Origin of the sequence: Pseudoalteromonas ostreae, assembly GCF_018069805.1 — a bacterium.
GTDB lineage: Bacteria > Pseudomonadota > Gammaproteobacteria > Enterobacterales > Alteromonadaceae > Pseudoalteromonas > Pseudoalteromonas ostreae.
The window spans coordinates 1-25,844 of record NZ_JAGPYN010000029.1 but is presented as its reverse complement, the minus strand read 5'-3'; the positions used below and the strand labels follow the sequence as shown (position 1 = coordinate 25,844).

19 protein-coding genes are annotated in these 25,844 nt (G+C 40.1%); 10 read left to right on the top strand and 9 right to left on the bottom strand.

The features are described 5' to 3' along the window. Positions 1 to 101: 101 nt before the first annotated feature. Both J7338_RS18135 and J7338_RS18130 read right to left on the bottom strand, forming a co-directional pair. On the bottom strand, positions 102 to 299 hold the full coding sequence (locus tag J7338_RS18135) for a helix-turn-helix domain-containing protein (RefSeq protein WP_275074571.1): 198 nt from the start codon (positions 297 to 299) through the stop codon (positions 102 to 104). A 51-nt stretch (positions 300 to 350) separates the two neighbouring features. Then, positions 351 to 2,408, bottom strand: coding sequence for a winged helix-turn-helix domain-containing protein (locus J7338_RS18130; protein WP_210798363.1), 2,058 nt, complete (start codon positions 2,406 to 2,408; stop codon positions 351 to 353). A gap of 189 nt (positions 2,409 to 2,597) precedes the next feature. On the opposite strand from J7338_RS18130, the gene J7338_RS18125 reads away from it, so the two are divergent. The 4 genes from J7338_RS18125 (at position 2,598) to J7338_RS18110 (ending at position 7,720) form a co-directional block, all read left to right on the top strand. Next, a complete protein-coding gene (locus J7338_RS18125) occupies positions 2,598 to 3,824 on the top strand; it encodes an efflux RND transporter periplasmic adaptor subunit (protein WP_210798362.1) in 1,227 nt (408 codons plus the stop codon). 11 nt (positions 3,825 to 3,835) lie between these two features. Further along, positions 3,836 to 4,570: an ABC transporter ATP-binding protein gene (locus J7338_RS18120; protein ID WP_210798361.1), complete on the top strand. Its 735-nt coding sequence runs from the start codon at positions 3,836 to 3,838 to the stop codon at positions 4,568 to 4,570. Beyond that, a complete protein-coding gene (locus tag J7338_RS18115; RefSeq protein WP_210798360.1) occupies positions 4,564 to 6,957 on the top strand; it encodes an ABC transporter permease in 2,394 nt (797 codons plus the stop codon). The genes J7338_RS18120 and J7338_RS18115 overlap by 7 nt, the downstream gene beginning before the upstream one ends. A 226-nt stretch (positions 6,958 to 7,183) precedes the next feature. Next, on the top strand, positions 7,184 to 7,720 hold the full coding sequence (locus J7338_RS18110; protein WP_210798359.1) for a sugar O-acetyltransferase: 537 nt from the start codon (positions 7,184 to 7,186) through the stop codon (positions 7,718 to 7,720). A gap of 52 nt (positions 7,721 to 7,772) precedes the next feature. Here J7338_RS18110 and J7338_RS18105 read toward each other — a convergent pair whose 3' ends face one another. From J7338_RS18105 to J7338_RS18095, 3 genes are read right to left on the bottom strand one after another with little or no spacing between them, the layout of a single operon-like run. Further along, positions 7,773 to 10,169: an ABC transporter permease gene (locus J7338_RS18105; RefSeq protein WP_210798358.1), complete on the bottom strand. Its 2,397-nt coding sequence runs from the start codon at positions 10,167 to 10,169 to the stop codon at positions 7,773 to 7,775. A gap of 1 nt (position 10,170) precedes the next feature. After that, the gene (locus J7338_RS18100) at positions 10,171 to 10,875 is read right to left on the bottom strand and encodes an ABC transporter ATP-binding protein (protein WP_210798357.1); all 705 of its coding nucleotides are present in this window, start codon (positions 10,873 to 10,875) and stop codon (positions 10,171 to 10,173) included. An 11-nt stretch (positions 10,876 to 10,886) separates the two neighbouring features. Further along, positions 10,887 to 12,140 (bottom strand): efflux RND transporter periplasmic adaptor subunit, encoded by a 1,254-nt coding sequence (locus J7338_RS18095; protein ID WP_210798356.1) that lies wholly within the window; start codon positions 12,138 to 12,140, stop codon positions 10,887 to 10,889. A gap of 226 nt (positions 12,141 to 12,366) precedes the next feature. Between J7338_RS18095 and J7338_RS18090 the strand changes: the two genes are divergently transcribed. The 4 genes from J7338_RS18090 (at position 12,367) to J7338_RS18075 (ending at position 18,141) form a co-directional block, all read left to right on the top strand. Next, positions 12,367 to 13,785 (top strand): sigma-54-dependent transcriptional regulator, encoded by a 1,419-nt coding sequence (locus tag J7338_RS18090; RefSeq protein WP_210798355.1) that lies wholly within the window; start codon positions 12,367 to 12,369, stop codon positions 13,783 to 13,785. Positions 13,786 to 13,787: 2 nt separating this feature from the next. Next, entirely contained in the window at positions 13,788 to 15,104 is a 1,317-nt protein-coding gene (locus J7338_RS18085) for a sensor histidine kinase (RefSeq protein ID WP_210798354.1), read from the top strand. 81 nt (positions 15,105 to 15,185) lie between these two features. After that, entirely contained in the window at positions 15,186 to 15,956 is a 771-nt protein-coding gene (locus J7338_RS18080) for a LytR/AlgR family response regulator transcription factor (RefSeq protein ID WP_210798353.1), read from the top strand. 163 nt (positions 15,957 to 16,119) lie between these two features. Continuing rightward, a complete protein-coding gene (locus J7338_RS18075) occupies positions 16,120 to 18,141 on the top strand; it encodes a TonB-dependent receptor (RefSeq protein WP_210798352.1) in 2,022 nt (673 codons plus the stop codon). 41 nt (positions 18,142 to 18,182) lie between these two features. On the opposite strand, the gene J7338_RS18070 is transcribed toward J7338_RS18075, so the two are convergent. Continuing rightward, on the bottom strand, positions 18,183 to 19,478 hold the full coding sequence (locus J7338_RS18070; RefSeq protein ID WP_210798351.1) for an acyltransferase family protein: 1,296 nt from the start codon (positions 19,476 to 19,478) through the stop codon (positions 18,183 to 18,185). Positions 19,479 to 19,660: 182 nt separating this feature from the next. On the opposite strand from J7338_RS18070, the gene J7338_RS18065 reads away from it, so the two are divergent. Both J7338_RS18065 and J7338_RS18060 read left to right on the top strand, forming a co-directional pair. Beyond that, positions 19,661 to 20,524, top strand: coding sequence for a LytR/AlgR family response regulator transcription factor (locus tag J7338_RS18065; protein WP_210798385.1), 864 nt, complete (start codon positions 19,661 to 19,663; stop codon positions 20,522 to 20,524). Positions 20,525 to 20,590: 66 nt separating this feature from the next. Continuing rightward, positions 20,591 to 21,862, top strand: a complete 1,272-nt coding sequence (locus tag J7338_RS18060) for a LysM peptidoglycan-binding domain-containing protein (protein ID WP_210798350.1) — start codon at positions 20,591 to 20,593, stop codon at positions 21,860 to 21,862. Between the two features lie 112 nt (positions 21,863 to 21,974). Here the strand turns inward: J7338_RS18060 and creD are convergent, their stop codons facing one another. From creD to J7338_RS18045, 3 genes are all read right to left on the bottom strand, one after another. Continuing rightward, entirely contained in the window at positions 21,975 to 23,273 is a 1,299-nt protein-coding gene (gene creD, locus J7338_RS18055) for a cell envelope integrity protein CreD (RefSeq protein ID WP_210798349.1), read from the bottom strand. A 77-nt stretch (positions 23,274 to 23,350) separates the two neighbouring features. After that, positions 23,351 to 24,832: a two-component system sensor histidine kinase CreC gene (creC, locus tag J7338_RS18050; RefSeq protein WP_210798348.1), complete on the bottom strand. Its 1,482-nt coding sequence runs from the start codon at positions 24,830 to 24,832 to the stop codon at positions 23,351 to 23,353. Continuing rightward, complete coding sequence (locus J7338_RS18045; RefSeq protein ID WP_210798347.1) at positions 24,819 to 25,499, bottom strand: response regulator; 681 nt, start codon at positions 25,497 to 25,499, stop codon at positions 24,819 to 24,821. Before J7338_RS18045 ends, creC begins: the two co-directional genes overlap by 14 nt. Positions 25,500 to 25,844 lie beyond the last annotated feature (345 nt).

Here is a 25,844-nt window from a genome sequence, read left to right as displayed (position 1 = left end):
GTTTCGTTTCGAAAGTTAAGAGATTTTAAACGAAACTATGAAAATGGCAAGGTGTAGATCAAAAAAAGCGCAATATGCGCTTTTAATTGGTCAGGGAAATTCTATTGAGGGCTTAGCAATTCTCCACTCAAAATACATTTAACAATGGCATGCTGTCGGTTTGTACTGTTTGTCTTTCTAATACAATTTGTTAAATGGAAATCAACGGTTCTTTGGCTAATGCTGAGTATTTGGCTGATCTCCCAAGAGGTCTTTCCAATAGAAGCCCAACGAATACATTCTTTTTCACGTCGCGTAATTTTTACAGCCTCAAGATTTGTTGAGCGTCGATAAGCTTCAAATATTTCAACCTATTGAATATCAATGGAAATAATTTCACTAGTTCTACTACCTAAACTTTCAACGACAATTAAACCATTCACTTTGTCCACATAAAACCCTGGTCTAATCACACTAAAACCAAACGTTTTTGACTTTAGGCTAGAAGCATCAACATCATGTAAGTCTATTTCATAGAAGATCGTATTTATCAAATTGTGATTACTCCATAATACCTTACCGTTTATTACAGCCCAATTCGTGTTTGTCTCAGTGGACATACTTACCGACATTGGAGTCATCGTTTCTTTATACTCATCAAAGCGTGATAACCTCCCCGTATTATCCCCTAATACATATCCCCCTTCAAATTGGCGAATAAAGCGGTAACCTTTAAAGATAAGGTTTTTAGTTTCCTCTTCAATCACATACTCAAATACTTGCCATTCACCATTACTTTTTCGCGTATATAGAATGGATTTATCATCTAATGAAAAAATAACATCGCCAATCAACTCATCAGCTTTAGAGAGGTAAGTCAGGCTATTATCAAACGTATTAAAAATTGTTATGCGGTCTTGAAGCTTTAATAATACATATTGTCCAGACAGAGAGGCGCCGAGCAACTCTAGTGGGTTTTCAGTGCTCATTAGTGTTGCTTTTTTCGTCACATTGCTTTTTTCATAAAAAATTAAGGAGCTAACACCTCCCTCATTTATTACCGTCCAGATTTTGTTACCTAATGGTTGATAGGCAATAATGTTACTATCTTGCTCAGGTTGTTTCTTTTGAATCATTTCAACATTTTTAAAATCACTTAATGGCAGCTTTTTCTCTATCAGAGTATTGATAATATCATTATCTCTGATAGCTAATAGTGTATTTGGGGTTACTCGTTCTAATGCGATAAGGCCTTTGTTTTTATCGATAATAATATTTGAATCACCTGTTTTAACATTTATTTTAGCTAGCTTCTTATCATCTAATAAAATGATATGCTCATCATCAAGCCAATGAACATCATAGATAGTTGTATTTTGATCATGGTGAAAAAGAGTTCTGCCAGTCTTTAAATCGTGTACTCGAATAGAATTACGCTTACTACCCAAATAGATTCGCAGTACAACCAACTTACCAGAGTCTGGAGAAATATCCGCACGACTATCATGAAATCCTTTTTGAGGAACAGAAGTAATCTCTTCAAGCAAGCCTTTTTCAGAGTTGAATTTATAGATAAGTAATGCACTTTGCTGATCTTTTTGCCCAGAAAAATAAATTACGTCATTTTCATTTTTGTCGATAAACACATCTGTGATAAAATAAAAATCAGCTACTAATGTACCTATCCCATGCGCTTTATTTGTTAGATCTATCTGCTTTAATAAAGCAATACCACCTAAATTATCGGAAAAGTACAAGCGCTCCCCATCATTAGAGAAAACCAAACCTGTAGGCAGGGTTGTATTATCTACAAGCACCTCTATAGTCTCTGTTTTCTGGTCTTTTAAATAAATATGATAATTCTTTTCATGACTTAATTTACTAGTAAATGCAATGTATCGACCTTCACTGGAGGCTGCAAAGGCTTTTTTGTCTGAGACGACAGTATTTACCACCCTAGCAGTAACTGAAACTTCATCGACATTGTATTTAAATAAAAGATAAGCTAACGAAAGAAAAAGAATCGCTATTGCAATAAGGTAAAAATAGACCTTAGCTTTTTTAACATTCTTGTGCTCTGTTTTTTCTATACTTTTTTGTTTTTTTTCTATAGGGGAAAGAATTGTTGAAAAAGGACAAATTAATTTATAGCCGCGCTTAGAAAGGGATTGGAGATACTTAGGATCTTTATAATCATCATTCAAGATTATGCGAAGTTTACTTATAATTCGCCTTACTGCGGCATCAGAAACACAGCGGTCTTTCCATAAGTTATCATGCAATTCATCCATTGAAATATAACGCTCATGATGCTCAATAAAATACATCAATACGGCAAATACTTTTGGTTCAAGTACAACGAACTGCTCATTAATTTGAAGAGACATTTCGTCTGTGTCTAAGAAATACTCACCTAATTGAATCAACATATTTCCATTACAGCTCTTAACGGCCAATTTCTTTTACTTAGTCCAATCATAACCTACGCAACCTATCATTACCACAACAGCTTAACTACTTGATTTTAAACATAGTCACAGTTTGGTTACAGTAAAATTATTAATACATTATTGCCTAATTGATACGTTGCCGTATTTTCGTTTAAAAAAGGAATAACTATGAAGTTTACATCCAAACTAATCTATCAAGGGTTGATAGGTTTATCTGTCGTTATGCTTATCTCTGGCTGGCAATTAGGCTTTGCAGATAATGCCGAAGTTATATCAAAAGACTCTGTCACCATTGCGAAGGTTGAGCGCGGTGATTTTTCAATTAAGGTGGATGGCTATGGTTCATTGCAATCAATCAATAAACGACTTCTCACAGCTACAAGTAATGCGGTGGTTGACGAAATAAAACTAAAAGCGGGTGCTGTGGTTAACCATGACACAGTGATCCTCACTTTAAATAACCCCGAGCTAGAAAGTAAGCTTCGCTTGGCGTTAGCAAAGCTTAAAAATGCCAAAACCCAAAAACGGCAAACCGTATTACTGCAACAGCGTGAGTTGTTAAATAACGAGTCAACCGTGTCAGAGCTAAAAGCACAATCTGAAATTGCCATGTTACAAGTTGAAGCAGAACGCACACTGGCTAAATCAGGTATTGTATCGGGGATCAGCGCGAAGAAGAATGAGCTCGAAGCCAAGCAGTTATTAAAGCGTATTGACCTTGAAGAATCCAAGCTTGATAAATTAGCACAGATGCAAAAAGAGTCGCTTTCGATTCAAGATGACTTAATAGCCCAAGCGCAAGACGAGTTTGATGTCGCCAAATTGATGGTGGAGCAGCTTTCAGTTAAAGCGGGGATGAGTGGTGTTATTCAACGTCTGCCTTTAAGTTTAGGGCAAAGTGTCACTGCGGGTTCTGAACTGGCGCTAATCGGTAGCCTCTCTCCTTTGGTTGGTGAAATAAAAGTACCGCAAATTCAAGCTCATTTAATTCAAATAGGTATGACAGCCCAAATTAGTACTTTGAATGACCAAGTGCGCGGTCAAGTGGTGCGTGTAGATCCTGTGATCAGCGACGGTGCTGTACAAATTGATATTGAACTCGAAGCTTCAGAATTAGACACCATGAAGCCTATGCAGCAAGTCGATGCGACTATTTTTGCCGATGTACAAAAAGAGGTGAATTATATAAAACAACCAACAGGTGCAAGCGAAGGTAGCTATGGCTCATTATTCAAACTCACAATGGATAACAGAGCAGTTAAAATTGACGTGCAATACGGCAAAGCATCAGGCCAACTTATTCAAGTGTTGTCAGGGCTAGAGCCTGGCGAACAGGTTATTATTTCCACATTAGATATCCCCGCAGAAACAACAACAATAAAAATTGCTGGTTAAGGAAGAATAATATGAATACTGAAATTTTAAGAGTTAATAACCTAAGCAAGTCTTTTTCTAATGGCGAACAAGTCAGTCAAATTTTAAAAGGGATTAGCTTTACCGTGTACGACGGTGAGTTTATTTCTATTTCTGGGCCTTCTGGTTGTGGCAAGTCAACACTCCTTAACATTATGGGGCTGCTCGACACCCCTCAAAGTGGTGAATATTACATTGACGGTTTACTCGTCTCTGATATGGACTCAAACCAACGTGCGAAAGTACGCGGTAATCGCATTGGCTTTGTGTTTCAATCGTTTAACTTAATTGATGAAATGACCGTACTTGAAAACGTTGCGCTACCGCTAAAATACCGTGGTGACTCGCTATCTTCACGTCATGCAAGAGCGTTAGGTTGCCTAGAAAAAGTAGGTTTGGCTGATAAAGCTGATTTACATCCGAATCAAATTTCTGGTGGTCAACAACAACGCGTATCGATTGCACGCGCACTAGCTGGCGATTCTGGCATTATGTTGGTCGACGAGCCCACAGGTAATTTGGACTCAAAAAATGGCGATGCAATCATGGCATTAATAAAAGACCTTAATCAGCAAGGCACCACGATTGTATTAGTTACCCATGATCCCCGTTATGCCGATATGGCTACGCGCAATATCCAGTTAAGAGACGGTACTGTAGTTGCCCAAAACGATGAACTCGTGCCAAGCACACCTGCAAATGTAGAACAGGTTGCTCAGTCATGTTAAAAACTGCCTACAATACTTTTAAACGTGCCAAACAATACTATTTCACCACCGTTTTTACACTGGCACTTACACTGTCCATGGTGCTTAGTTCATTTAGCTTGGTTGATCTAGTGTTTTTCGCCCCACTACCTTATCAGCAGAGCGATAACTTATATCTGCTTGAAGGCACAATTAATTCTAAAGGTTATTCAGGGCCTGCAAGTAATTCAAAAGTAATGAGCTACATACAGAGTGAAAACACCGTTTTTACTGATGTTGCTACTTATCATAAATGGACTGACTATAAGCTACTAGATAAACCAACAAGACCAGCTGTGGACGTAATACTTGCCACACATAATTTATTTGATTTACTCGGCGTACAACCCAAGCTTGGTCGGTTATTTAACAAATCAGAAGCGCTCGGTACTCAGCAAATGTCAGTCGTTTTAGGCTACCGTGCTTGGCAAACCCACTATAATGGTGACCCGAATATTGTTGGTAAAAAAATACAACTAAACCAACGTCGCTTTACCGTTGTAGGTGTTGCACCTGACGATCTCGTATTACCCTCATACAGCAATATAAATGATGCAATATGGCTTCCCATGGATGCTGACGAAGCTTTTAACCCTAAAACATCAAATGGCTTTATGGGTGCATATAAGAACGTTGTTAGATTTAAACCCGCAATCTCAGAGCAAGAAATTAGTAAACAATTAAGTGATTTATCACTCAAAGGTGCGCAGTTGCACGCTCCTAATATTTTAAAAGACTTTACTGTCAATGCGCGTGTTACTGCATTTAATGATGCACTTAGGGGCGACAGCGGGAGGATTGTATTAATGCTATTATTGGGTGTGTGCTTATTAATGCTCATTGCACTTATCAACCTTTCTAGTATGCAGCTTGCAAAAGCCATTACGCGCATCAAACCCCTTGCAATCAGTTTTGCATTCGGAGCAAGTAAAAGACAGCTCATTATTGAAACACTCAAACATAATGTTTTACTCATTAGTATTGCGGTGTTATTGGCTCTAACATTTACTCAAATCGGCTTTATCGTTATTCAAAACCTAGCAGCCGATGCCATTCAACGCTTAGATACACTTTCTTTGAGCATTAACACGCTGCTGTTTTCAGCATTTCTAATTATCAGCATTGCCTCACTTTATTCATTTATAGAACTTAGTGTAGTGAAAGAGCAAAACTTAATGAGCAGCCTACAAAGCAGCGGTAAAGGCACGGGCAAGCAAATGAGTTCAGCCACCAGCCATTTACTTGTTGGTCTGCAAATTTTGTTTTCGTTTTTAGTATTAACCACTGCTAGCCACGTAGTTTTAGTAACTCTTTCTGAAGCACTCAGAGATAACGGACTGGATACACAAGGTAAATATTCATTAACAATAAACTATAGTAATGTCGATAAATCCGGCGAACGTATTAATTTACACAAAGCAATTAACCAGCGGTTGCTGGCGCTTAATAATGTGAGCAGCTTAGCTGTGTCATCCGAAATGAGGCTGCCAAAAACGGTTAATGTCAATCAAATATATAACGAAGCTGGACAGTATATTGCCCAAGCACGTAATAGCTTAGTAACTGCCAATTACTTTACTGAACTTAACTTAACAATGACGGGGAAAGGCTTTGCCAAAGGGGATGAACAACTAGAAAACCCACCGATCATTATCAATCAACGCCTTGCAGATTTACTTAATAAAAACAGTAATGAAGTACTAAACAGTAAAGTGAGTTTTGATAATAAAAGATATTACTCAATCATAGGTATTGTCAGCAACACCTATGTACCGGGCAGCCCTGAAAGTGAAAACTTTGAAGTTTTCACACCTAAAGATTACCCTGGTTGGCAACAATTTACATATTTGATTACTGTTGCAGATGAAAATAATGCAATTGCCCATATTCAACAAGCAGTATTAGAAGTAGATCAACGATTAGACATTAATAACATAGCCTCTTTAACAAGTATGTTTGATGAAAAAAGGCAACGTCACTTAAATGCAGCATGGCTGGCAATTGTGTTGGCATCAACATCGCTGCTGATGGTGTGTATTGGCATAAACGGTATTGTTAGCTATTTAGTTAAAGTGCGCAGATATAGCTTAGGCGTAAAACTTTCTATGGGGGCTGACAATTATAGGCTACTAAAAGAAAGCTTATTAGAACTCATGCAACCCATAATAATGAGCTTAGTGTTAGCCTTTTCGTTGGCATTTTTAATTATAGGCTATTGTATGTCATTACCTGGGGTTGACCTGCCTATAGACTGGTGGTTAACAACGGTCATTTGGCTGGGTTTATTAGCGGTATCAGTACTTGCCAGCTTTTTTCCGATCAACCAAACGTTACGACAAGATCCAATAAAGGCATTACGAAATGAGTGAAAATAAGACTCAAGCGCTTTATATTCCCAAGCCACCTCAGATGCAGAATTGAGGTGGTTTGGGTATATCCATAAATAAAACTATAAATAGGCACCCGACTTTAATCTATTCTGCATAAAGTCGGGTTTCATTGAATCACTCACTGTCAACAACAACAGGTAGTCCCGTTTGGTTAGCTGCCAATTTTGCTTTATCATCAATACACACTTATTAACTCCTTAAAATAATGACTCATCCAACTCAATTTAATAGCCTAAAAAAACCATTACTTGAAGCGCGCAAAACCGCCCATGAGACTTGCCGCTTGTTTAACAAAAGCCCAAGTAAAGGCAACTTAAAACGCATTAAGAGTTTATTTACTCAATGTGGTGAAGGCGTGATTATTGAGGCAGGCTTCCACTGTGACTATGGCTCGCAATTTGAAATTGGTGATCGTACTTTTATAAACATTAATTGTACGGTGTTAGATGCACCAATTAGTGAGGGGGCAATTACTATTGGTAGCGACTGCTTAATAGGCCCGAGCGTACAATTATTAGCGGTCTCTCATGCGGTTAATCCCATAGAGCGGCTCAAAAAAGAGAACTTTGCAGCGCCGATTACTATCGGCAATAACGTCTGGATAGGCGCGGGAGTTATTGTTTTAGCGGGTGTTAGTATTGGTGATAATACCGTGGTAGGCGCAGGGTCAGTCGTCACCAAAAATGTGGCTGCAAATACAGTGGTTGCTGGCAATCCTGCGGTGAAAATTAAAGATATTTGAAAAAGGTCTATCGGTATTCTGATAGACCTTTAGTAGGGTTCTTTACTCGTTATTACTCATATCTTAATGTTAACGATGGCCTCGTACTGGCGGCTTTAAAGGCGATGCTTGCAACCGTGAGCCAAGTAATTGCAGCAACACTTAGAGCTGCAACCAGATAAACCCACAGCGCTTGATCAACCCGCTCATTAAAGTTTGCGAGCCAATCATCCACCAGCCAATAGGTTAACGGGTATGCTATGGCTACACTTCCTAACACTAAAATTAAAAACTCTTTTGCCAATAGGTTCATAATGCTGATGCGTGATGCACCCAGTACTTTGCGTACAGCGACTTCTTTTTGGCGACGAATCGTGGCAAATGAAGCTAAACCAAAAGTACCTAAGCAAGTTAAGAACACTGCAAGGCCAGTAAATATAAGTACGACAAAAGAAACACGCTCATCACCTTTTAATACCGCTTTATAATTTTCAGTTAGTAGGTTTATTTTTGGCTCATAAATATTAGACACTTCAGCCAAGGCTGTGATCACTGCTTGCTTTATAGCAGGAAGGTTTTGCAGGTTCACGGTTAAAATCACTTCAGATACTGGTGCTAAATAGTTAAAGCCACATAAAAACATAATGTTAGAGTTAGCATCTTGTGCATTGCCAACTTTTACATCTTTTACAACACCAACAACTTGCATATCCACATTACGCCCTGTGTCTTTAATTTTTTGTCCAACAATATCAGCCACATTGCTATAACCAGCCTGCTTGGCAACGGTTTCTGTAATAATTGTACCTACTGTTGTAACCCCATTTGCTCGCGTCGCCCAGTCTGAGGAAAACTCACGGCTAAAGTCTCTGCCAGCAATGAGCGTAAGGCCTAGCCCTTTTACTACATCAAAACCAGAACCTATCACAGGGGTTATTCCACCTGAAAATTCACCATTGGGCCAAGTAGGCTGTAATGTATTGTTAATTGAAACGGTTAAACGAGTATCAATAATCGTTGCTTGCTCTACACCATCTATAGCCGTCAAGCGATTAATTAGTGCGCTAGGCTGCTGCGTAAATACCGATTGCACAGGCAACTCTGAAACCACTAAGCGTTGCTGTGTTTGATAGCCTAAAGGAAGGCTTTGTAAGTGAGATAATTGTTTTAATAACGTAACTGATGCAATGATCAAACCGATTGCTAATGAAGCTTGCAAGGTCAATAAACATTTACGTACCCAAATGGCCGTATTACCACGTTGTAAATCGCCACTTAACACTCGTTTTGCGCTAAATGATGAGATAAACAATGCCGGGTACAAACCTGCAAGTATGCCTACAGCAATAACAACAGCCATAATGCCCAAACCAAAGGCTGAAAAATAACTCACTACCAGTTCACGATCGACCAGCTGGTTAAAGCTTGGCAATAACAGTTCCACTAACACACAAGCAATAATCATCGACAATAGAGCAACCAAAGTAGATTCAGCTAAAAACTGTGTTACTAACTGCAGCTTACTTGCGCCAAGTGCTTTGCGCACCCCTACTTCTTTGGCGCGCTTTGCAGACTGCGCTACTGTCATATTGATAAAGTTAAAGCCAGCTATCAAAATAAGTAACACGCTCAACCCTGCACAAATCGTTACAACTTGCTTTGCGCCGCCTGCTTTCATTTCAAATGGCGATTTTGCTGTAAAATGTAAGTCTAATAATGGGTGTAGTTCAGTAGCGATTTTTCCCGCCATTTCTTCATAAAAAAATCGTTTCGAAAGCGTATCAGCGAGTGCTTTTGGGTCTGCTTGCGGCGCCAAGCGCATATAAACATAACTACTATTAATCATCAGGTTATTTGGATCATGTTTTACATAAACGAGGTTTTTAAACGCAAAATGAGTATTGCTAGGTAAATCCGCAAACACCGCCCGTACAGTATATTGCCCTTGCTCGTGCTGTAGCGTGTTGCCAATAGCATTCACTGCACCGAAAATACGCAGTGCTTCAGATTCACTTAACGCCAGGCTCCCTGGTGTACTCATTGCATTTTTTAAATCCCCTGCCAATGTGTTTATATTGATAAAGTTCTCAATATTTGGCGTTGCCCCATACAAGTCATTAAGTTTAAAACCCTGATCCCGGTACTGCACGTCAACCATAGCTTCTCGAGTCAGCGATACCATCGTCAAACCAAACACTTCTTCAACCTGGCTGTATTCTGTCGCTTGCGCACCTAATGAATAATTGAAAATAGGAATAACTGATAACCCTAACTTTGAGTAATCTTGGCCTACACGGTAAACACGTTCAGCGTGTGGTTGCTGACTATCGTATGACAACTCGTTTTGTGCAAACAGTGCCACTAAAATTGCCGCAGCTAAGCCGATACTTAGCCCTAAAAGGTTTAGGATAAAATGCTGTTTTTGTTGCTTGAATGATCTTAAAGCAGTGACTAAATAATTAATAAACATATTAAGCAACCTCAACAACGGCTTGCTGCGCAACATTTGCTTTATCAAGCATCACTTGGCCATCCAATAGGCGCACTAAGCGATCAGCATAGGCACCCTCTTTTTCTGAGTGAGTCACCATGATCACCGTTGTGCCTTCACGGTTTAATTCGCGTAGCATCGCCATCACTTCATCACCGTTTTTAGAATCGAGGTTACCGGTTGGCTCATCGGCTAAAATTAGTTTGGGATTAATCACTAATGCACGCGCAACGGCTACCCGCTGCTGCTGACCACCCGAAAGTTGCTGTGGTAAATGCTCGCCTCGGTGATCAATACCTACGCGTTTTAAAATGGCTTCAACGCGATCTTTGCGCTCGCTTTTGCTTATTTTTTGATACTGTAATGGCAGCTCTACGTTCTCAAATACGGTAAGCTCATCAATTAAGTTAAAACTTTGAAATACAAAGCCAATTGATGCTTTACGAAGCTCTGACAATTGCTTTTCGCTATAGCCTGCAATGTCGGTTCCAGCAAAATCAAAGCTACCTGCACTTGGTGAATCCAACATACCTAAAATAGACAGCAAAGTTGATTTACCACAGCCAGATGGTCCCATTATCGCTAAAAAGTCACCTTCGTTTACAGTTAGATTGATATTACTTAGCGCTGTAGTTTCAACATCTTGAGTACGAAATACGCGGCTTAGATTAGTTAATTTTATCATTATTATTTTCCTTAAAATTGTAATTGCTGTGCTTTGTCAAAGTTGCTGTAGCTTGAGATAATCACTTGATCCCCAGCATTGAGCCCTTCAAGCACTTCAAAATAGTGTTGATTCTTTTTGCCTAGGCGAATATCACGGCGCACTGCTTTATCACCGCCTTGTTCGATTACATAAACCCAGTTACCGCCCGAGTTAGTAAAAAAAGCCCCGCGTTTAAGCAGTAAGGCATTGTTATTGTCATCCCCTAGCATTAACTCAATATCAATGCTTTGTCCGCGCTTAATGCTTTTAGTGTTACTGGGTAAGTCCACTTCTACTTGAAATTGTGACTGCTGTACGCGGCTATCGATTTTGCTCACCTTGGCGGTAATCACGCCATCATCAAGCTCAATCATCACTGTCATATCGCGCTGAACTTGATTTAAATAAAACTCATCCATGCGCACCACTAATTTATATTCATTAGGAATATCAATTTGACCGAGTCGTGCGCCGCTACTTTTTGACTCACCAATTTCTACATCAAGCTCGCTTAAATAGCCTGACACTGGCGCTTTTACTAATAAGTTGTCGAGGTTTCGACGGGCAAACTGGAGGTTTTTCTCTAGCATTTTAGCGCTGTCTGACAACTGCGCCACTTGCACCTCTCGTATTGAGTTTTCTTGTTTTTGGCGCTCAAGGGTGAGCTCTTTACGAGCTTGGTAATAATTTAAATCTTCTTCAAGCTCTGCTAATTGCTCTTGCGCCAACACCCCGCTTTTAACCAAGGGCTTAGTTTGTTTTAAGCGGCGTGTTAAATGAGTGATTTTTAATTCGATTTCTAATAGGTCACGGCGTAAATTTAACCGGCTGGTTTCCATCATCATCTGCGTATTACGTAAAAAGTTAAGCTGCTCGGTAACTTGTGCTTCACGGCTCATTACATCAAGTTGTAAGTTAGTGTTGCTTAAGCGCACGAGCGGTTGGCCTTTCTCAACATATTCGCCTTGCTCGACTAATCGTTCTTCCACTTGACCGCCAGCGATAGTATCAAGATAAATACTGGTTTTTGGCACCACTTGACCGCGTAAGCTCAAAGCATCTTTAAAGGCACCTTGTTTAACCGTGCTAACCGTTAAACTGCTGCGCTCGATATTTTGGCTACGGCCTGTATCACTGCTTTGCGTAAAACCGTATGCAGCCGCAGCAACACCTAAAGCAAGTGCTGCAAAAGTAAATTTTTTAAAATACTTTTGCGTAAATGAGCGTTCTATTTTTTTGTCCATGTCGACTACCTTGATACTGGTTTAATTTAACTAATTACCTATTGCTATTACAAAGCGTATGCCAACTTTAATTTAAAAACAAAATCAATCACTTATATATTTATGATGTTTATAAACTAATTATAGTGTCCGTTTATAGAACACTTTATTATTTTATAAACGTCCATTTATGGACACTGTCCCTTTTTTGTTTTAGGCTAAATAAAACTCTATAAGAATAAAAATCATGAAACACACAGGCTCACTTTTAATTGTTGATGACAACCCAGACATTCTCATTGCAGCACGTTTATTACTAAAGCAGCATTATCAAAGTGTTAAAACCACTGACAATCCATTTGACATTGCAGGCATCATTAACGAGCAACGCAAGCTCGAACAGCCCGTTGACGTAATATTGCTTGATATGAACTTTACCCAAGACTCAATAAGTGGCAAAGAAGGCTTTTATTGGCTAAAAAAAATTATCGAACAAGACGCTAATATCGTTGTTTTATTAATGACCGCTTACGGCGATATTCAATTAGCTGTAGATGCAATTAAAGCGGGGGCCTCTGACTTTATTGCCAAGCCTTGGCAAAACGAGCAATTACTTGGCGCAGTCGCCGCCGCATTTTCACACGCCAAAGACAAACAGCAAGTGGGCAAATTAACGCGGCAAAAACAAGGGTTAAACCAAGCCTTAAACACGCCTAACTTTGAATTTTTAGGTCAAAGCAATGCGATGCAACAGGTGTTTAGCACCATAGAAAAAGCAGCTCAAACTGATGCCAACATATTGATAACCGGTGAAAGTGGCACAGGGAAGGAGTTGACCGCGCATGCCATTCATCAAGCAAGTATGCGCCACAATCAAACATTTATGAGTTTAGATATGGGTGCAGTAGCGCAGAATTTATTTGAAAGTGAACTATTCGGCCACAAAAAAGGCGCGTTTACTGATGCTAAAGCCGATCGCATTGGTAAATTTGAGCTTGCCCACGGTGGCAGTTTATTTTTAGATGAACTGGGTAATTTACCCCTAGAGCATCAAGCCAAATTACTGGCTGCACTGCAAAATAGGCAAATAACACCCGTTGGCAGCAGTAAAGCCGTTGATATTGATATCCGCCTTATTTGCGCCACTAACGACAACCTTGATCAAGCCGTCGCAGAGGGACGTTTTCGTCAAGATTTGTTATACCGTATAAACACCGTTGAAATTCGCCTTCCGGCATTACGGGAGCGCAGCGATGACATTCCATTATTAGCTAATTACTACCTAAAACACTTTGCGCAAAAATATAAACGTAGCTTAACCATTAGCGATGATGATATGAGTGCACTTTGCCAATACGCGTGGCCAGGTAATGTACGTGAATTGGCTCACGCTATAGAGCGTGCGGTTATTTTAACTGAAGGGGATAAACTCGATATAAGCTCAGTGGTTGGTAATTCAGCATCAGTTAGTACTGACGAGAATACCCAAAACACAGAGGTTTTAAACAATGTAGCGCAGTACGACACCTTTGATTTAGACATACTTGAACAACGTACAGTTCGCGCAGCACTTAAGCACCATCAAGGTAATGTTAGTCATGCGGCCAAAGCACTGGGTTTAACCCGCGGTGCCATGTACCGCCGCCTTGAAAAGTATGGGCTATAATCATGCGAGCTAATTTATTGCTTTCATTTAATATTATCGCACTTCTAAGTGTAAGCGCGTTGCTTAGCTATGTATTGCAAAAGCATGGTTTCTCAGCGACGACATTGTTTATAATGCTAGTCGCCATGGCGTTAATAGCGCACATTTTTACGCTGTTTAAGCACCAACAAAAACAAGCTGAAATGGTGATCCGCGCTTTAGCCAATGGCGACAGCACCTTGGGGCTTGGTCAACAACATCCAATGCTTAAGCAATTTGAACAAGTAAAAACGCAAATGCAAACGGCACGTTTTAATGCCGAGCAACAAGCACAGTTTCTACAAGCTTTGCTCATCCATGTTGATTTAGCTGTTATGGTATGTGATGACAACGGCGAGGTGATCGAATCAAACCCAGCCGTTAGTAAATTACTGGGGAAGAGTTTTCGACATTTACATGAGTTAGGGGCTGTAGGTGAGTTAATTTTAAACGCCAGTCATAATCTTCGCAGCACCTCCTATTGGCAAAATGGCGAGCAGCACGACACTCTCTCAATTCAACTGAGTATTGCCGAAATACAAGGTAAAGTACGCCGAGTAGTGAGCTTGCAATCAATCCATGATCAATTACAACTTAAAGAACAACAAGCTTATAAGCGCTTAACTAAGGTACTTACGCACGAAATTGCCAACTCTATTACGCCACTGTCATCACTGGCTGATACCTGTAGCAATTTACTGCCACAAAAGCTATGTTTTGATGAGCTTGAAGATAAACAAGACTTACAGCTTGCGCTAAACACGTTAGCATCAAGAACCGCTCATTTAGGGGATTTTATTGCTCGTTTTCGCCAAGTTAGCAGCTTACCTAAACCCAATTTAACACCGGCAAATTTAGCCGATATGCTAACGCGTATTGTCGCTTTACATCAACAACAAGCACGCGTTCAACACACCCATATCGAACTGTCGATTAAAAATCAGCAGTTAGTCATGCTTGATAGCAGCCAAATAGAACAGGTATTAGTAAACTTAATAAAAAATGCACTTGAAGTACTAAAGAGTAACCAAAAGTACAGCGCAGAGAATGCCACTCAAGCAAGGGTAGAAATCAGCTTGGCGCAAAACACTAGCCAACAACTTTATATTGAAATCAGCGACAACGGCCCAGGCATCAGCGAACATGTGATAGATATGATCTTCGTGCCATTTTTTACCACCAAGCAACAAGGCTCCGGCATTGGCCTTAGCCTCTCACGGCAAATCATGCTCAACCACGGTGGTGATTTAATTTATGTACCAAAACCACAAGGCGCATGCTTTAGGTGTGTATTTGGATGATCGAGCTAAAAAATTCTCGCAATAAATTGCCAATTTTTGCTCAGCAAGTAAACTAAACGAAGTTTCTGAATTGGGGCAGTAATGGACAAGCAAATACGTAAAGAGTGGCAAATATCCAGTATCGTCTGGTGTATTGTCATACTCTTTCTTACCACAATATATGTATTGCATGATTTATCGGTTGCACCTGAAGATCAGCTCAATAATGTCTGGTATTGGGCAGCTCAAGAGTGGGGGTTGTGGTTTATTATTACGCCTTTACTGTTTAGAGCCCTCAGCCTTATTGAACAGAAGAAAAAACATATCACAACGCTCTCTCTACTAGCTTATGCTGGTGTGTCTGCTTTTGCCATGAGCGCACAAGTAATCTTTGACCTTTATGCGCTTAACGACCCAATCTCCTATACGTTTTTATATTTTGCCCCCTTACACCCTCTGGTGATTTTCGTAAATGTTTACCTTTGGCAGCGCTTGATAAAATCAAAGTCCGTTCAATCAAAAGCATCGCAAAACGAATACCAAGCCTGTATTACCGTCGAACATAACGATCAATTTGTTGATATTCCTTATGACGAAATTATTCAGTTCAATTCTGCCAGTAACTATGTAGAGATCTGTACGGCACAACAAGCTTGGTTAAAACGTGCCACGTTGAAAGAGGTTGAAGCCAACTTGCCTGATAATACCTTTCTCAGAACTCATCGCTCACATTTAGTGAATATTACATTGATCAAAAAGGTGACAATTAAGCCTTCAGGTAGTGGTTTTGTAGTGCTGTCGAACGATAAAACTGTCGCCCTGAGTAAAGCCCATAAAACAGCCGTTATGGCTTATCTTCAACAAGTCGCATGAGCCGCGCTTAAATAAGTCAGTCCAGTTATCCCTGCTCAATGGGATAACTGGAAAGAAACCCATCCATTCGTCCCTAGACCAAGCCAGTTAACACTTAAATATTGTGGTCAGCCCTTGAATAAAATCTAATAGCAACGTTTTAAATCACTTACAAGGACGCACAATGCATCGCAAAAATTGGCTTACCTCTGCTTTTTTTATCAGTTCATTAAGCTGTAACTCTTCAGTGCTCGCCCAAAATGTCACGCGGGTTGTCATTGAAGATAAAGCCGCGCTTTATACCAGCGATGATCTTCTAGCCATGCAGGGGCAAACTGCATTCGATATTATTGAGCAAGTTGCAGGCTTTCAGTTTATTGATTCAAATAATCAACGAGGCCTGAGTAACGCCAGCGGCAATGTATTGATTAATGGCCTGCCCGTTCTCAATAAGTCGCAAAGCCTAGAAACGGTTTTGTCAGATTTACCCATAAGCCAAATTGCTGAAATGGAAGTCTATTTAGCCGGCCATCCATTTTCTTCTACCAGCCAATATACGCAAGCAGTTAATATTATAAGAGATAATTCTAAAAACAGGGCAAATTGGCAGGTTAGTGCTAAATCACATAAAGACTTTAACCAAGCAAATGCAGCCTCGCTACAAGTCAGTACACAATGGCTGAATTGGGATCACCAGTTAAAGCTCTCTACTGACAAAAATGTTGCTTACTCTGTAACTGATTACACTGAGTCTAACAGTCAAAATATCAGCTATTTAAATGGTCAAGAGCAGTATCAAGAAAGCATTGAAAATATCAGTACAGGTATTACATCAAGCAAGGTGATGACTGGTAGCGTATTACAAATAAATGCTCTGTTACTTAAAGAGCATTATCAAGAAGATTATAAACGTGATTGGCAAAACAATAACGATGAGTCGGGTAATGAGGCTATAAAAGATAAATCTCAACTCGATGAGTATGAGTTGGGCTTTGACTGGCAACAGCAAGCAATTGCAGGCGAACAATCATGGTTATGGCAAGTGACGGGATTACTTCGCCTTCGTGACAGTGACCAAGTTGCGTTCACCACAGAGCAAAGCGACAGTGAACTCACGCTTACTCAATTTAAGCAAAACCAATCAAATACAGAGCAAGTATTAAAGCTTGCAAGTCAGCAACCTGCTTTGTGGTGGCAACCAGAGTTAGGTATAGAGGTGAGTCATAACCGTTTAGAGGCAGATACGTTAGAAGCGCACACCGCAGAGAGCAAAATCACGACTACCAGCGTCAGTGAAACCCGTGCAGAGCCTTTTATTGCCAGCAAAATCGAGCTTAACCCGCAATGGCAGCTATACAGTAAATTAACGGTTGAATACGCTAAGCTCAGCAGCCAATCAAATACCCAATATGAAACACAAAGTCGCTATCTTAAACCTCTAATTAAGCTCAGCCACCAAGCGCAAAACGGCCTGCAATCAACATTCACTTTGCAGCGTAAGGTCGACCAGCTTGATTTCTCTGACTTTCTGGATAGCCAGGGCAATGACTTTGGCCGTGAGCAATCTGGCAACACTGAGTTGAAGCCTCAACAAAGTATCGAGTTAAGTTACGAGTTAAATTATGAAGCAGAAGATCTCTGGACGCTAAATACGCGAGCTTTTTGGCAAAAAAAGCGTGATATTCATGAGTTCATTCGTTTTGAGAATGGTGACTGGGGGGTCGGTAATGCAGGGCACGCCTATTACTATGGCTTAGATATCAATATCAGTATACAAACCAATCAGTTACTGGAAGACAGCCTCATAAATGCATTTTATGAATATCGCGATGCCAACTACGATGACCCATTAACAGGTGATCGGGCCATATCTTGGCTAGAGCCGCACAGTGCAGAGATAGAGTTTAGAAAAAACGGGGATTGGTATGCATGGGGTGTGCTGGCATCTCTACCCAACACTGAAACAGGTTTCTATTCAGAAGAAATTTACCGACAAAAAGATCGCGCTACTTACGATTTTTACGCCGAGTTCGACTTGGATAATGACATGCAGATCAATATAGAACTTGAAGATGCTTTTGGTGGAGAGTATCTATTTGACCGCCATATTTATTACCCAGATAGAACTGGCAAGTTAGATTATCGCTACTATGCGCTAGAACACAGTGAACCCAGCCTCACTATTTCACTCAGTGGCGAGTTTTAAACGCGCTACTGACCGAGCCTAAACAAATAAACCTATGGCATTTAGAACAGTAACCTAAGTGCCATAGGTAAAATAGCGACTCCACCAACAAGCATACCAATACGCTTTAAGTATACTGTTTCTAGCTTTGCGTGTTGGTAATTGGCTTTCATGCCAAATAATGGTCTAAGTAGCGCACCATAACTCAGCCCCCAACAAACCAACGCACACAATCCAAACGTAAACAAAATAATGAGTGTTGGCTCTAGCCAAGGGCCTAATTGCAATGGGCTAAAGTAATAAGCTAGGCCAATAATTACACTTTGATGTAATAAATAAAAAGGGAATACTGCACAGTTTAATAAAGCCAGTTTAGGGTGATCGTGATTCAAAAAACGTTGTGCTAGTGCCAACATCAATAACACACCCACTAATCGTTGCGAGGTATACAGCATATCCATGCTAGTAATTTGCCATTGGCTCGTAGCTGGGTTTTGCCAAATCATCTGATAACCCAACACAACAACCAAATAACCTACAATGAATACCGCAAATAACGCCTGCCAGTGACGTAGCAATTTGCTGTAAAATGCAGGCTGCCACGCAAGCAAGTAACCGTAAAGTAAAAACAGCGCGCCCATGGGGTATCTGAATGTATCACTCGGCCAGCTGAGTTTTAAAATACACAGCGGCAATAGCAATACAATAAAAACTGTAAATAACGAGCGCTCACATAAACGCGTGATTACTACTTGCACATGAGAGTGATGAAACAGTGGCATTGCCAACACCAGCAATAAAGTAAATTGCCACAACGAACGCAAGTACCAAAGATGGTTTACATCAACATGCGGCCAAATACCTGCTTGATAGTGCTCAAATAACGGATTGGTTAAATCAAAAAACTGGCTGTAAAACTGCCAAAAGCTCATAGCTAAACCAACCTCTTGGCTCATTTGCGCATAAAGCTGAATCGGCACAATAAACCAAATGCCAAACAATAAAGGCAGTAATATTTTTACACTGCGCGTAGTTATAAACATGCCCAGACTAAAACGCGCAACAATAAAGCGCAGCGCCACACCTGAAATGAACCAAATTAATCCCATCCGCCATGGCGACAGGAAGAGCATGATATTTTCAATGCTGCTGGATAAATACTGGCTTTTAAAATGAAAACCCCAATTTTCACTGTATAGCATACCGGTGTGGTAGAAAATTAATAAACCAAATGCAATCACCCGTAGCCAATCTAAATCATAGCGGCGCGGTGGTAATTCAACAGCTTGGTTGAACGCATTTTGCCATGGCTGTAATAGCGTGCGTGTTGTGTTTTTAATTACTATTTTAAGTGTCATGGTAGATTTAGCTTACGAATAATTAATAACAAATATGAACAACAATCTGCGTTAAGCAATCAGAAAAGGCTGATAAAACAGTCAGTAGGGATAAACGGTGGATATCAGGGATGATAAGTTTGGTGATCTATCACTATCTTGCTAGTCTAATTATGGTCTTTTAAAGAGTAACAATAATAATGATCTCCTTAACGCATTTTCAGCGCTATCAAACTTGGTATGCGGCATTATTTTTATCTAGTTATATTTTTATCAACAATACTATAAATGCCAGCTCAAACATTATGGAAGCCCAGCGAGATGGCGAACTCCCATTTATGATCTGGGAGCCGTTTGTATGGGAATATTCCAGCGCTATTGGCACCTTGTTGTTGTTTCCCGCTTTAGTTTGGCTATTAAAAACCCAGTCTTTTAGTTGGCAAAAAATCCCCCGCTCATTACTGCTATATCTGCTGGCAAGCATTGCTTTTTCGTTATTGCATATTGGCATTATGGTCACCATTCGCAAGCTCATTTACACCGTACAAGGTATGCAATATGACTTTGGATTAGTGTGGTTTGAGTTACTTTATGAATATCGAAAAGACTTGTGGGGGTTTTTATTTCTAATTGTTGTTATTAAAACTTATCAATATGTCGTAAACCAATTAACCGGTGAAGCAGCACCGATCAGACAAGGCGAAGATACGCCTGAAAATTTAAATTTCGACAGACTACTGGTAAAAAAACTGGGAAAAGAATTTATTGTCCGCGTAGCACAAATAGACTGGCTTGAATCTAGCGGTAATTATGTAAATCTACATATTGATGCAAGGATTTACCCGTTACGTGCAACTATGAACCAACTTATATCTCAGTTAGAACCGCAAGGGTTTTGCCGAATTCATCGCTCCTATGCCATTCGGTTAGACGCGGTTGAATCAATCACGCCACTATCGAGCGGGGACAGTGAAGTAAAACTTACAACCGGCAAAGTACTTAACTTATCACGTCGCTACAAAGAGCAATTTAAGGGACAGTTAAATTCATCTGCCGGTAATTTTTAACTCACCTTATGTTAAGCTAACCTGCTTTAGGTTAGCCGCATTTATATTTTCGGAGTAGTTTAGTACGTGTTTGTAAATCGATTTATCCGCATTTTGCCATTAGTGTTTATTTTATCCGGCTGTGAAACCACACCCGATACACCAATATCAACCCCTGAAATTAAGGCTAACCCCAAAACAATTGTTAGTGAACAGCGCGAAGATATTGCACAAATAGCGCCACTCACCACAAAAGAACTTGATGATGTATGGCAACGTATTCGCGCACAGCTAACATTTGCCAATTCAAGCCACCCAGCAGTTCAGCAACGCATTGCTTGGTATTTATCTCACCCAAACTATATGGATGAAATTAGTCGCCGTGCTGAGCCTTACCTTTATTATATAGTCACAGAGGTTGAAAAGCGGAACTTACCCATAGAATTAGCGTTAATGCCGCTAATTGAAAGTGACTTTGATGCCAGTGCCTATTCGCACAAGCATGCATCTGGGCTTTGGCAATTAACGCCTGCCATTGCTAAGTACTTTAAGGTAAAAATTAGCCCTTGGTACGATGGCCGCCAAGATGTGATCGACAGTACCCGCGCTGCTCTGGATTTTATGGAGTACTTATACAAACGCTTTGATGGTGATTGGTATCACGCTATAGCAGCCTATAACTTAGGTGAAGGCCGTGTACTTAGAGCGATCAGCAACAATAAAAAGCAAGGTAAACCAACTGACTTTTTCAGTTTAAAACTCCCTCAGCAAACCAGTCAGTATGTACCTAAACTACTTGCTGCGGCACAATTATTAAAAAGCCAAAAAATGGCGTTCCCTGCAATCGCAAATAAAGATGCGATAGCCAAAGTGGCCATTTCTGGCTCAGTTATTTTAGATAATAAAGCCCAATGGCAACAGTTAGAGTCTTTAAATTACGGGGTTATTCGCTTCCCAGCAATTATTGATGCGCCGCATATCGTCGTTCCTGCCAGCGAGAAAGTACAATTTGAAACCATGATCGCAAATCAAAAAAGCAACGATTACAGCCAATGGCAGCATTACACTGTTAAACGTGGCGATAGTTTGAGTGTTATTGCAAAACGCTACAAAGTGAGTGTGAGTCAGCTTAAAGCATTCAATAATTTAAAAAGTAGTACCATACGTATTGGCCAAAAGTTGGTGCTGCCGCAGTTAGCCGATACACAAATAGAGCACAAGGTAAAATCTGGCGAAAGCTTATGGAAAATAGCCAACCATTACAAAGTCAGCATCACTAAGCTAAAACAATGGAATAGCCTTTCAAGCGATCGCTTAAAAGTAGGCGAGAAGCTAACCGTATTTTTATCAGCAAGTTAAATAACATGAACGCTGGATAATAAGCCTATCTTCAGCGGCTATACCCAATGCTAACTGTGTTAGGCCTGAATAATTAAAGGGCTGCAATCATGCAGCCCTTTGCAAACAGAGATTAATCATCAGCTTGTGATTTAGTGTTGTACCAATTTACTGTACGGGTCAGCATCATAATCAAACTCAGCACTACAAACACCAGTAAACTGCCCATCAACAATGCGTAATCTTCTGCGCTTAATAGCCCGTACAGTAAGCTGTATAAAAACAGTATACCGATCAAAAATAACCCCCCATGCTTAGTATTTTTCAACATACCGGCCACATAAATACTTAGTAATAATGAAGAGGCAAGCGCTGACAATAAGTAAGCAAGGTTAAATCCTAGGTGCTCACCAAGTGATATCAACAATAAGTAAAAAACGGCCAGTGCTAAACCGACAAAGCCATATTGCACCGGATGAACAGGTTCGCTGCGTAGCACTTCGAGTAAAAAGAAGCTGGCAAATACCAATATCAGCACTAAAATTGCGTAGTTACTGGCACGATAGCTTTTTAAGTAATGATCAACACCATCAACAAGGTTAACTCCCATGCTACGTTGCTTAAATTGTTCGCACTGATTTTGAAAAACACAATGCTGAAACAGCTCTTTTAAGTTGGTAGCAAAGTAATTTGTTTGCCAGTTGGCAGTAAAGCCTTGCTCTGAAATACGTGAGTCGATAGGTAAATAATCACCAACGAAACTTGGATGTGGCCAATCTGCTTGCATGTTAAGACTGGTTTCTTTACCGATAGGAGCAATAGCTAGTTTTCGCATTCCTTGTAGATTTAAATCAATTTGATAATCCAGCGTCTCCTGCGCAAGTAAAACATTATAATCGAGCTCTATATTAACGCCTTCAGGCAATTGCGCCAACTTAGTGCCTGGCTGCAACGCATATTCTTGGTTATTTATGCGCATAGTACTACCCTGACCAATACCACGAATATCTTTAATCGCCATCACCATAGACACACTTTTGATATTTTTACCAATTAACTGCTTTAAAGATTCGGTATTAAATTGACCTTCAAAGTGATTCTCGGAGCGATATAACAACGCTTTGTAAATACCTCGGTATTTTTCAAATGAAGATAATTCGCTATTTATTTTTAATGATTCAGGCAATAACAACAATGTTTTTATCTGCTCCGTGGTTTTACCCTCAACAATATGAGTTTCTATAAATTGCGCGTTTATAAATGGCCCTATTACTTGCTGCTCACCACTACTACTTTGTGCGATATCGGCCTGCACTTGCTGTTGCAGCTCTGAACGCTCATCAATCAAGTCCTGTATCATAAAAATAGGTACTAATAGCAGCACAACTAAACCTATGATAATTACCAATTTTGTTTCCAGTTTTTGTTTCATTGTTATTTACTCCGTGTTTGTTATAACTACAGAATAATCAACAAACATGGAGTTGAAGTGGTGCTTATGTGGAGTCTTTATGGAGTTGGTAAGAACAGCTGAACAGATACCCCCTGTGAAGTATTATTTATTATTAGCTTGCCTTTATGTAATTTAACTACTTGTTCTACAAAGTTAAGTCCAAGGCCGGTACTTTTTTGTCCATTACTTCTGGCAAGCGAATAAAAGCGTTCGGTTACTCTCTCTAACGCATAATCTGGTATCTTCGGACCAGTGTTTTCGACGTTAATACAAAGCTCGCTTACAGTGTGCGTAACAGTGATCTTGATTTTGCCCTGTTCGTATACAAAATCCAGCGCGTTTTCAAACAAATTGTACAAAGCTTGCTGTATTAAAAATTGATCCCCCACAAAAGCGACTTTGTTATCACATACAACGCTTAACTCTACTTGTTTGGTCATTAGCCTGCTGATACAAGAGGCCTTTATCTGCGACAATAAAGTTGGTAAATCAATTGATTGCCGCTGTTCAAGTTCAGGGAGTTGCTCAAGCTTTGTTAGAGCTAACAACTTATCAATCAATTGCTGCATGCGCGTAGCTTCGGTTTCAATATTCTGAGCAAACAACTGTTGTTTATCTACCGTGGTAGGGGTTTGTAGTATTTCACTAGCCCCTTTGATCGCTGACAATGGGCTTTTTAACTCATGTGTTAGAGTTTGCACATAATTTTCTACGTATCGCTTACCATCAAGCTGACGACGCATATTTTCAAGGGCATCACTGAGTAAGCTATATTCATAAAAAACTCTAAAGGTGGGTTTACTGGTTTTTTCACCGAGGCCCATTTTATCAGCGTAGTCTGCCAGCTTATATAACGCCGTATTTATACGCCATGCGATTAACGCTCCAATTATAAGCGCGAGTACGCTCATTAACGCTAACCAAGTTAATACCCGATACCTAGAAATATCAATAAAGGGCTGTACCGAACGGTTCGCTTTGGCAACTGTGACACTGCCAATTATTTCATTGTTATAGAGAATAGGTGCCGCTACATGCATGACGGTTGATAGCGGATCATTAGGGTCTAATGCGGTTGAGCGTGCCCCATACTCGCCACGCAAGGTGAGGTAAACGTCATTCCATTTAGAAAAATCATTACCAACATCCTGCTGCCATGAATCTAGCACCACAATTCCTTGTTGATCGGTTATATAAACTCGATGATTAACAGATTTTTTTTCAACTCCCCAAATAGCAGCATCAGGGTTACGTAAACCATAAAAGTTGATTTGCTTAGCAAAAGCGCTCTGTGCGATATCGCCGCTCGCCATTGGATTGCTTGCCATTACAGCTAACATGTTTGCCATATCGACCAGCGTTTCTTCGCTCGCTTGGCGTACCGTTGGCTTGATCTCTCTCATAACTGTGGAGCTAACCAAGTAAGCGGTTAAAATCACTAACACAAAATAGAGTAAAAATAGCCTCAGTCCAAGTGGAATTTTAGGCCACCTTTTAAGACGAGAAAACACTGTATTTACTTGCTTAGGTGGATTCATAGTAATAGCCAAAGCCACGTTTAGTATGAATACATTCAGGAGCCGATACTGCGCGTAGTTTATTGCGAATAGCCTTAATGTGACTATCTACATTACGGGCATAGATGCCATCTTGATGATTTTGCGCCGACACTAGTAGTTGCTCACGGGAGAATACTTGGCGAGGATGGCTAATTAGCTTATCCAGCAATTTAAATTCCAATGCTGTGAGAGCCAATGCTTGGTTTTGGAAATGATAATCAAAATTTTCAGCATAAAGCCCTGAGACAGATTCTGGGGAGGTGGATGTTTTAACCGCAGTTTTGCTATGTCTAATTCTAAGTTTAACCCTTGCAAGCACTTCTCGCGGGCTAAATGGCTTAGTAACATAATCATCAGCACCTATTTCTAACCCCACCACGCGGTCTATTTCATCATTACGGGCAGTAAGAAATATAATCGGCACCACAGAGAACTCTCTTATCTGCTTACATAGCTCAAAACCATTGGCATCTGGTAAACCAACATCCAAAATCAACAAGCTAGGCATGTTATTTTTAATATACTCAAGCCCCTCACCTGCGGTAGCAAACCACCGCACAGCAAAACCATCTATTTCTAGAGTATGGATCAGTGTATCAGCGATCGTTTTTTCATCTTCAATGATCACAATCTGCGCAACTGTCATGCTATTCATTCCTTTACAACAACCTAATTAGCAAGGTTTATAGTTGCAGTAACTATAAGAGCAGTCAATAGAAATGGTTTGCAGTAAACTATAAAGAGTGTTTATCAAGATGAAAATAATGTTGTTTATGAATACAAATTAAATAAATGATACTTAAATGCATACGTAGTATTTTAAGATGATGTACAAGGCTATGTGCGGATACCGTCGCGTTCTTTTATCCATGGGTGTCAGATACTCAACCCACGCTACGGTGTATAGGTTGACAGTGTGCGGCTGATAGCTAATATTTTTACTTTATTCCAGACGTAAAAAATCCGCTTCATTTCTGAAGCGGCTTTCTTA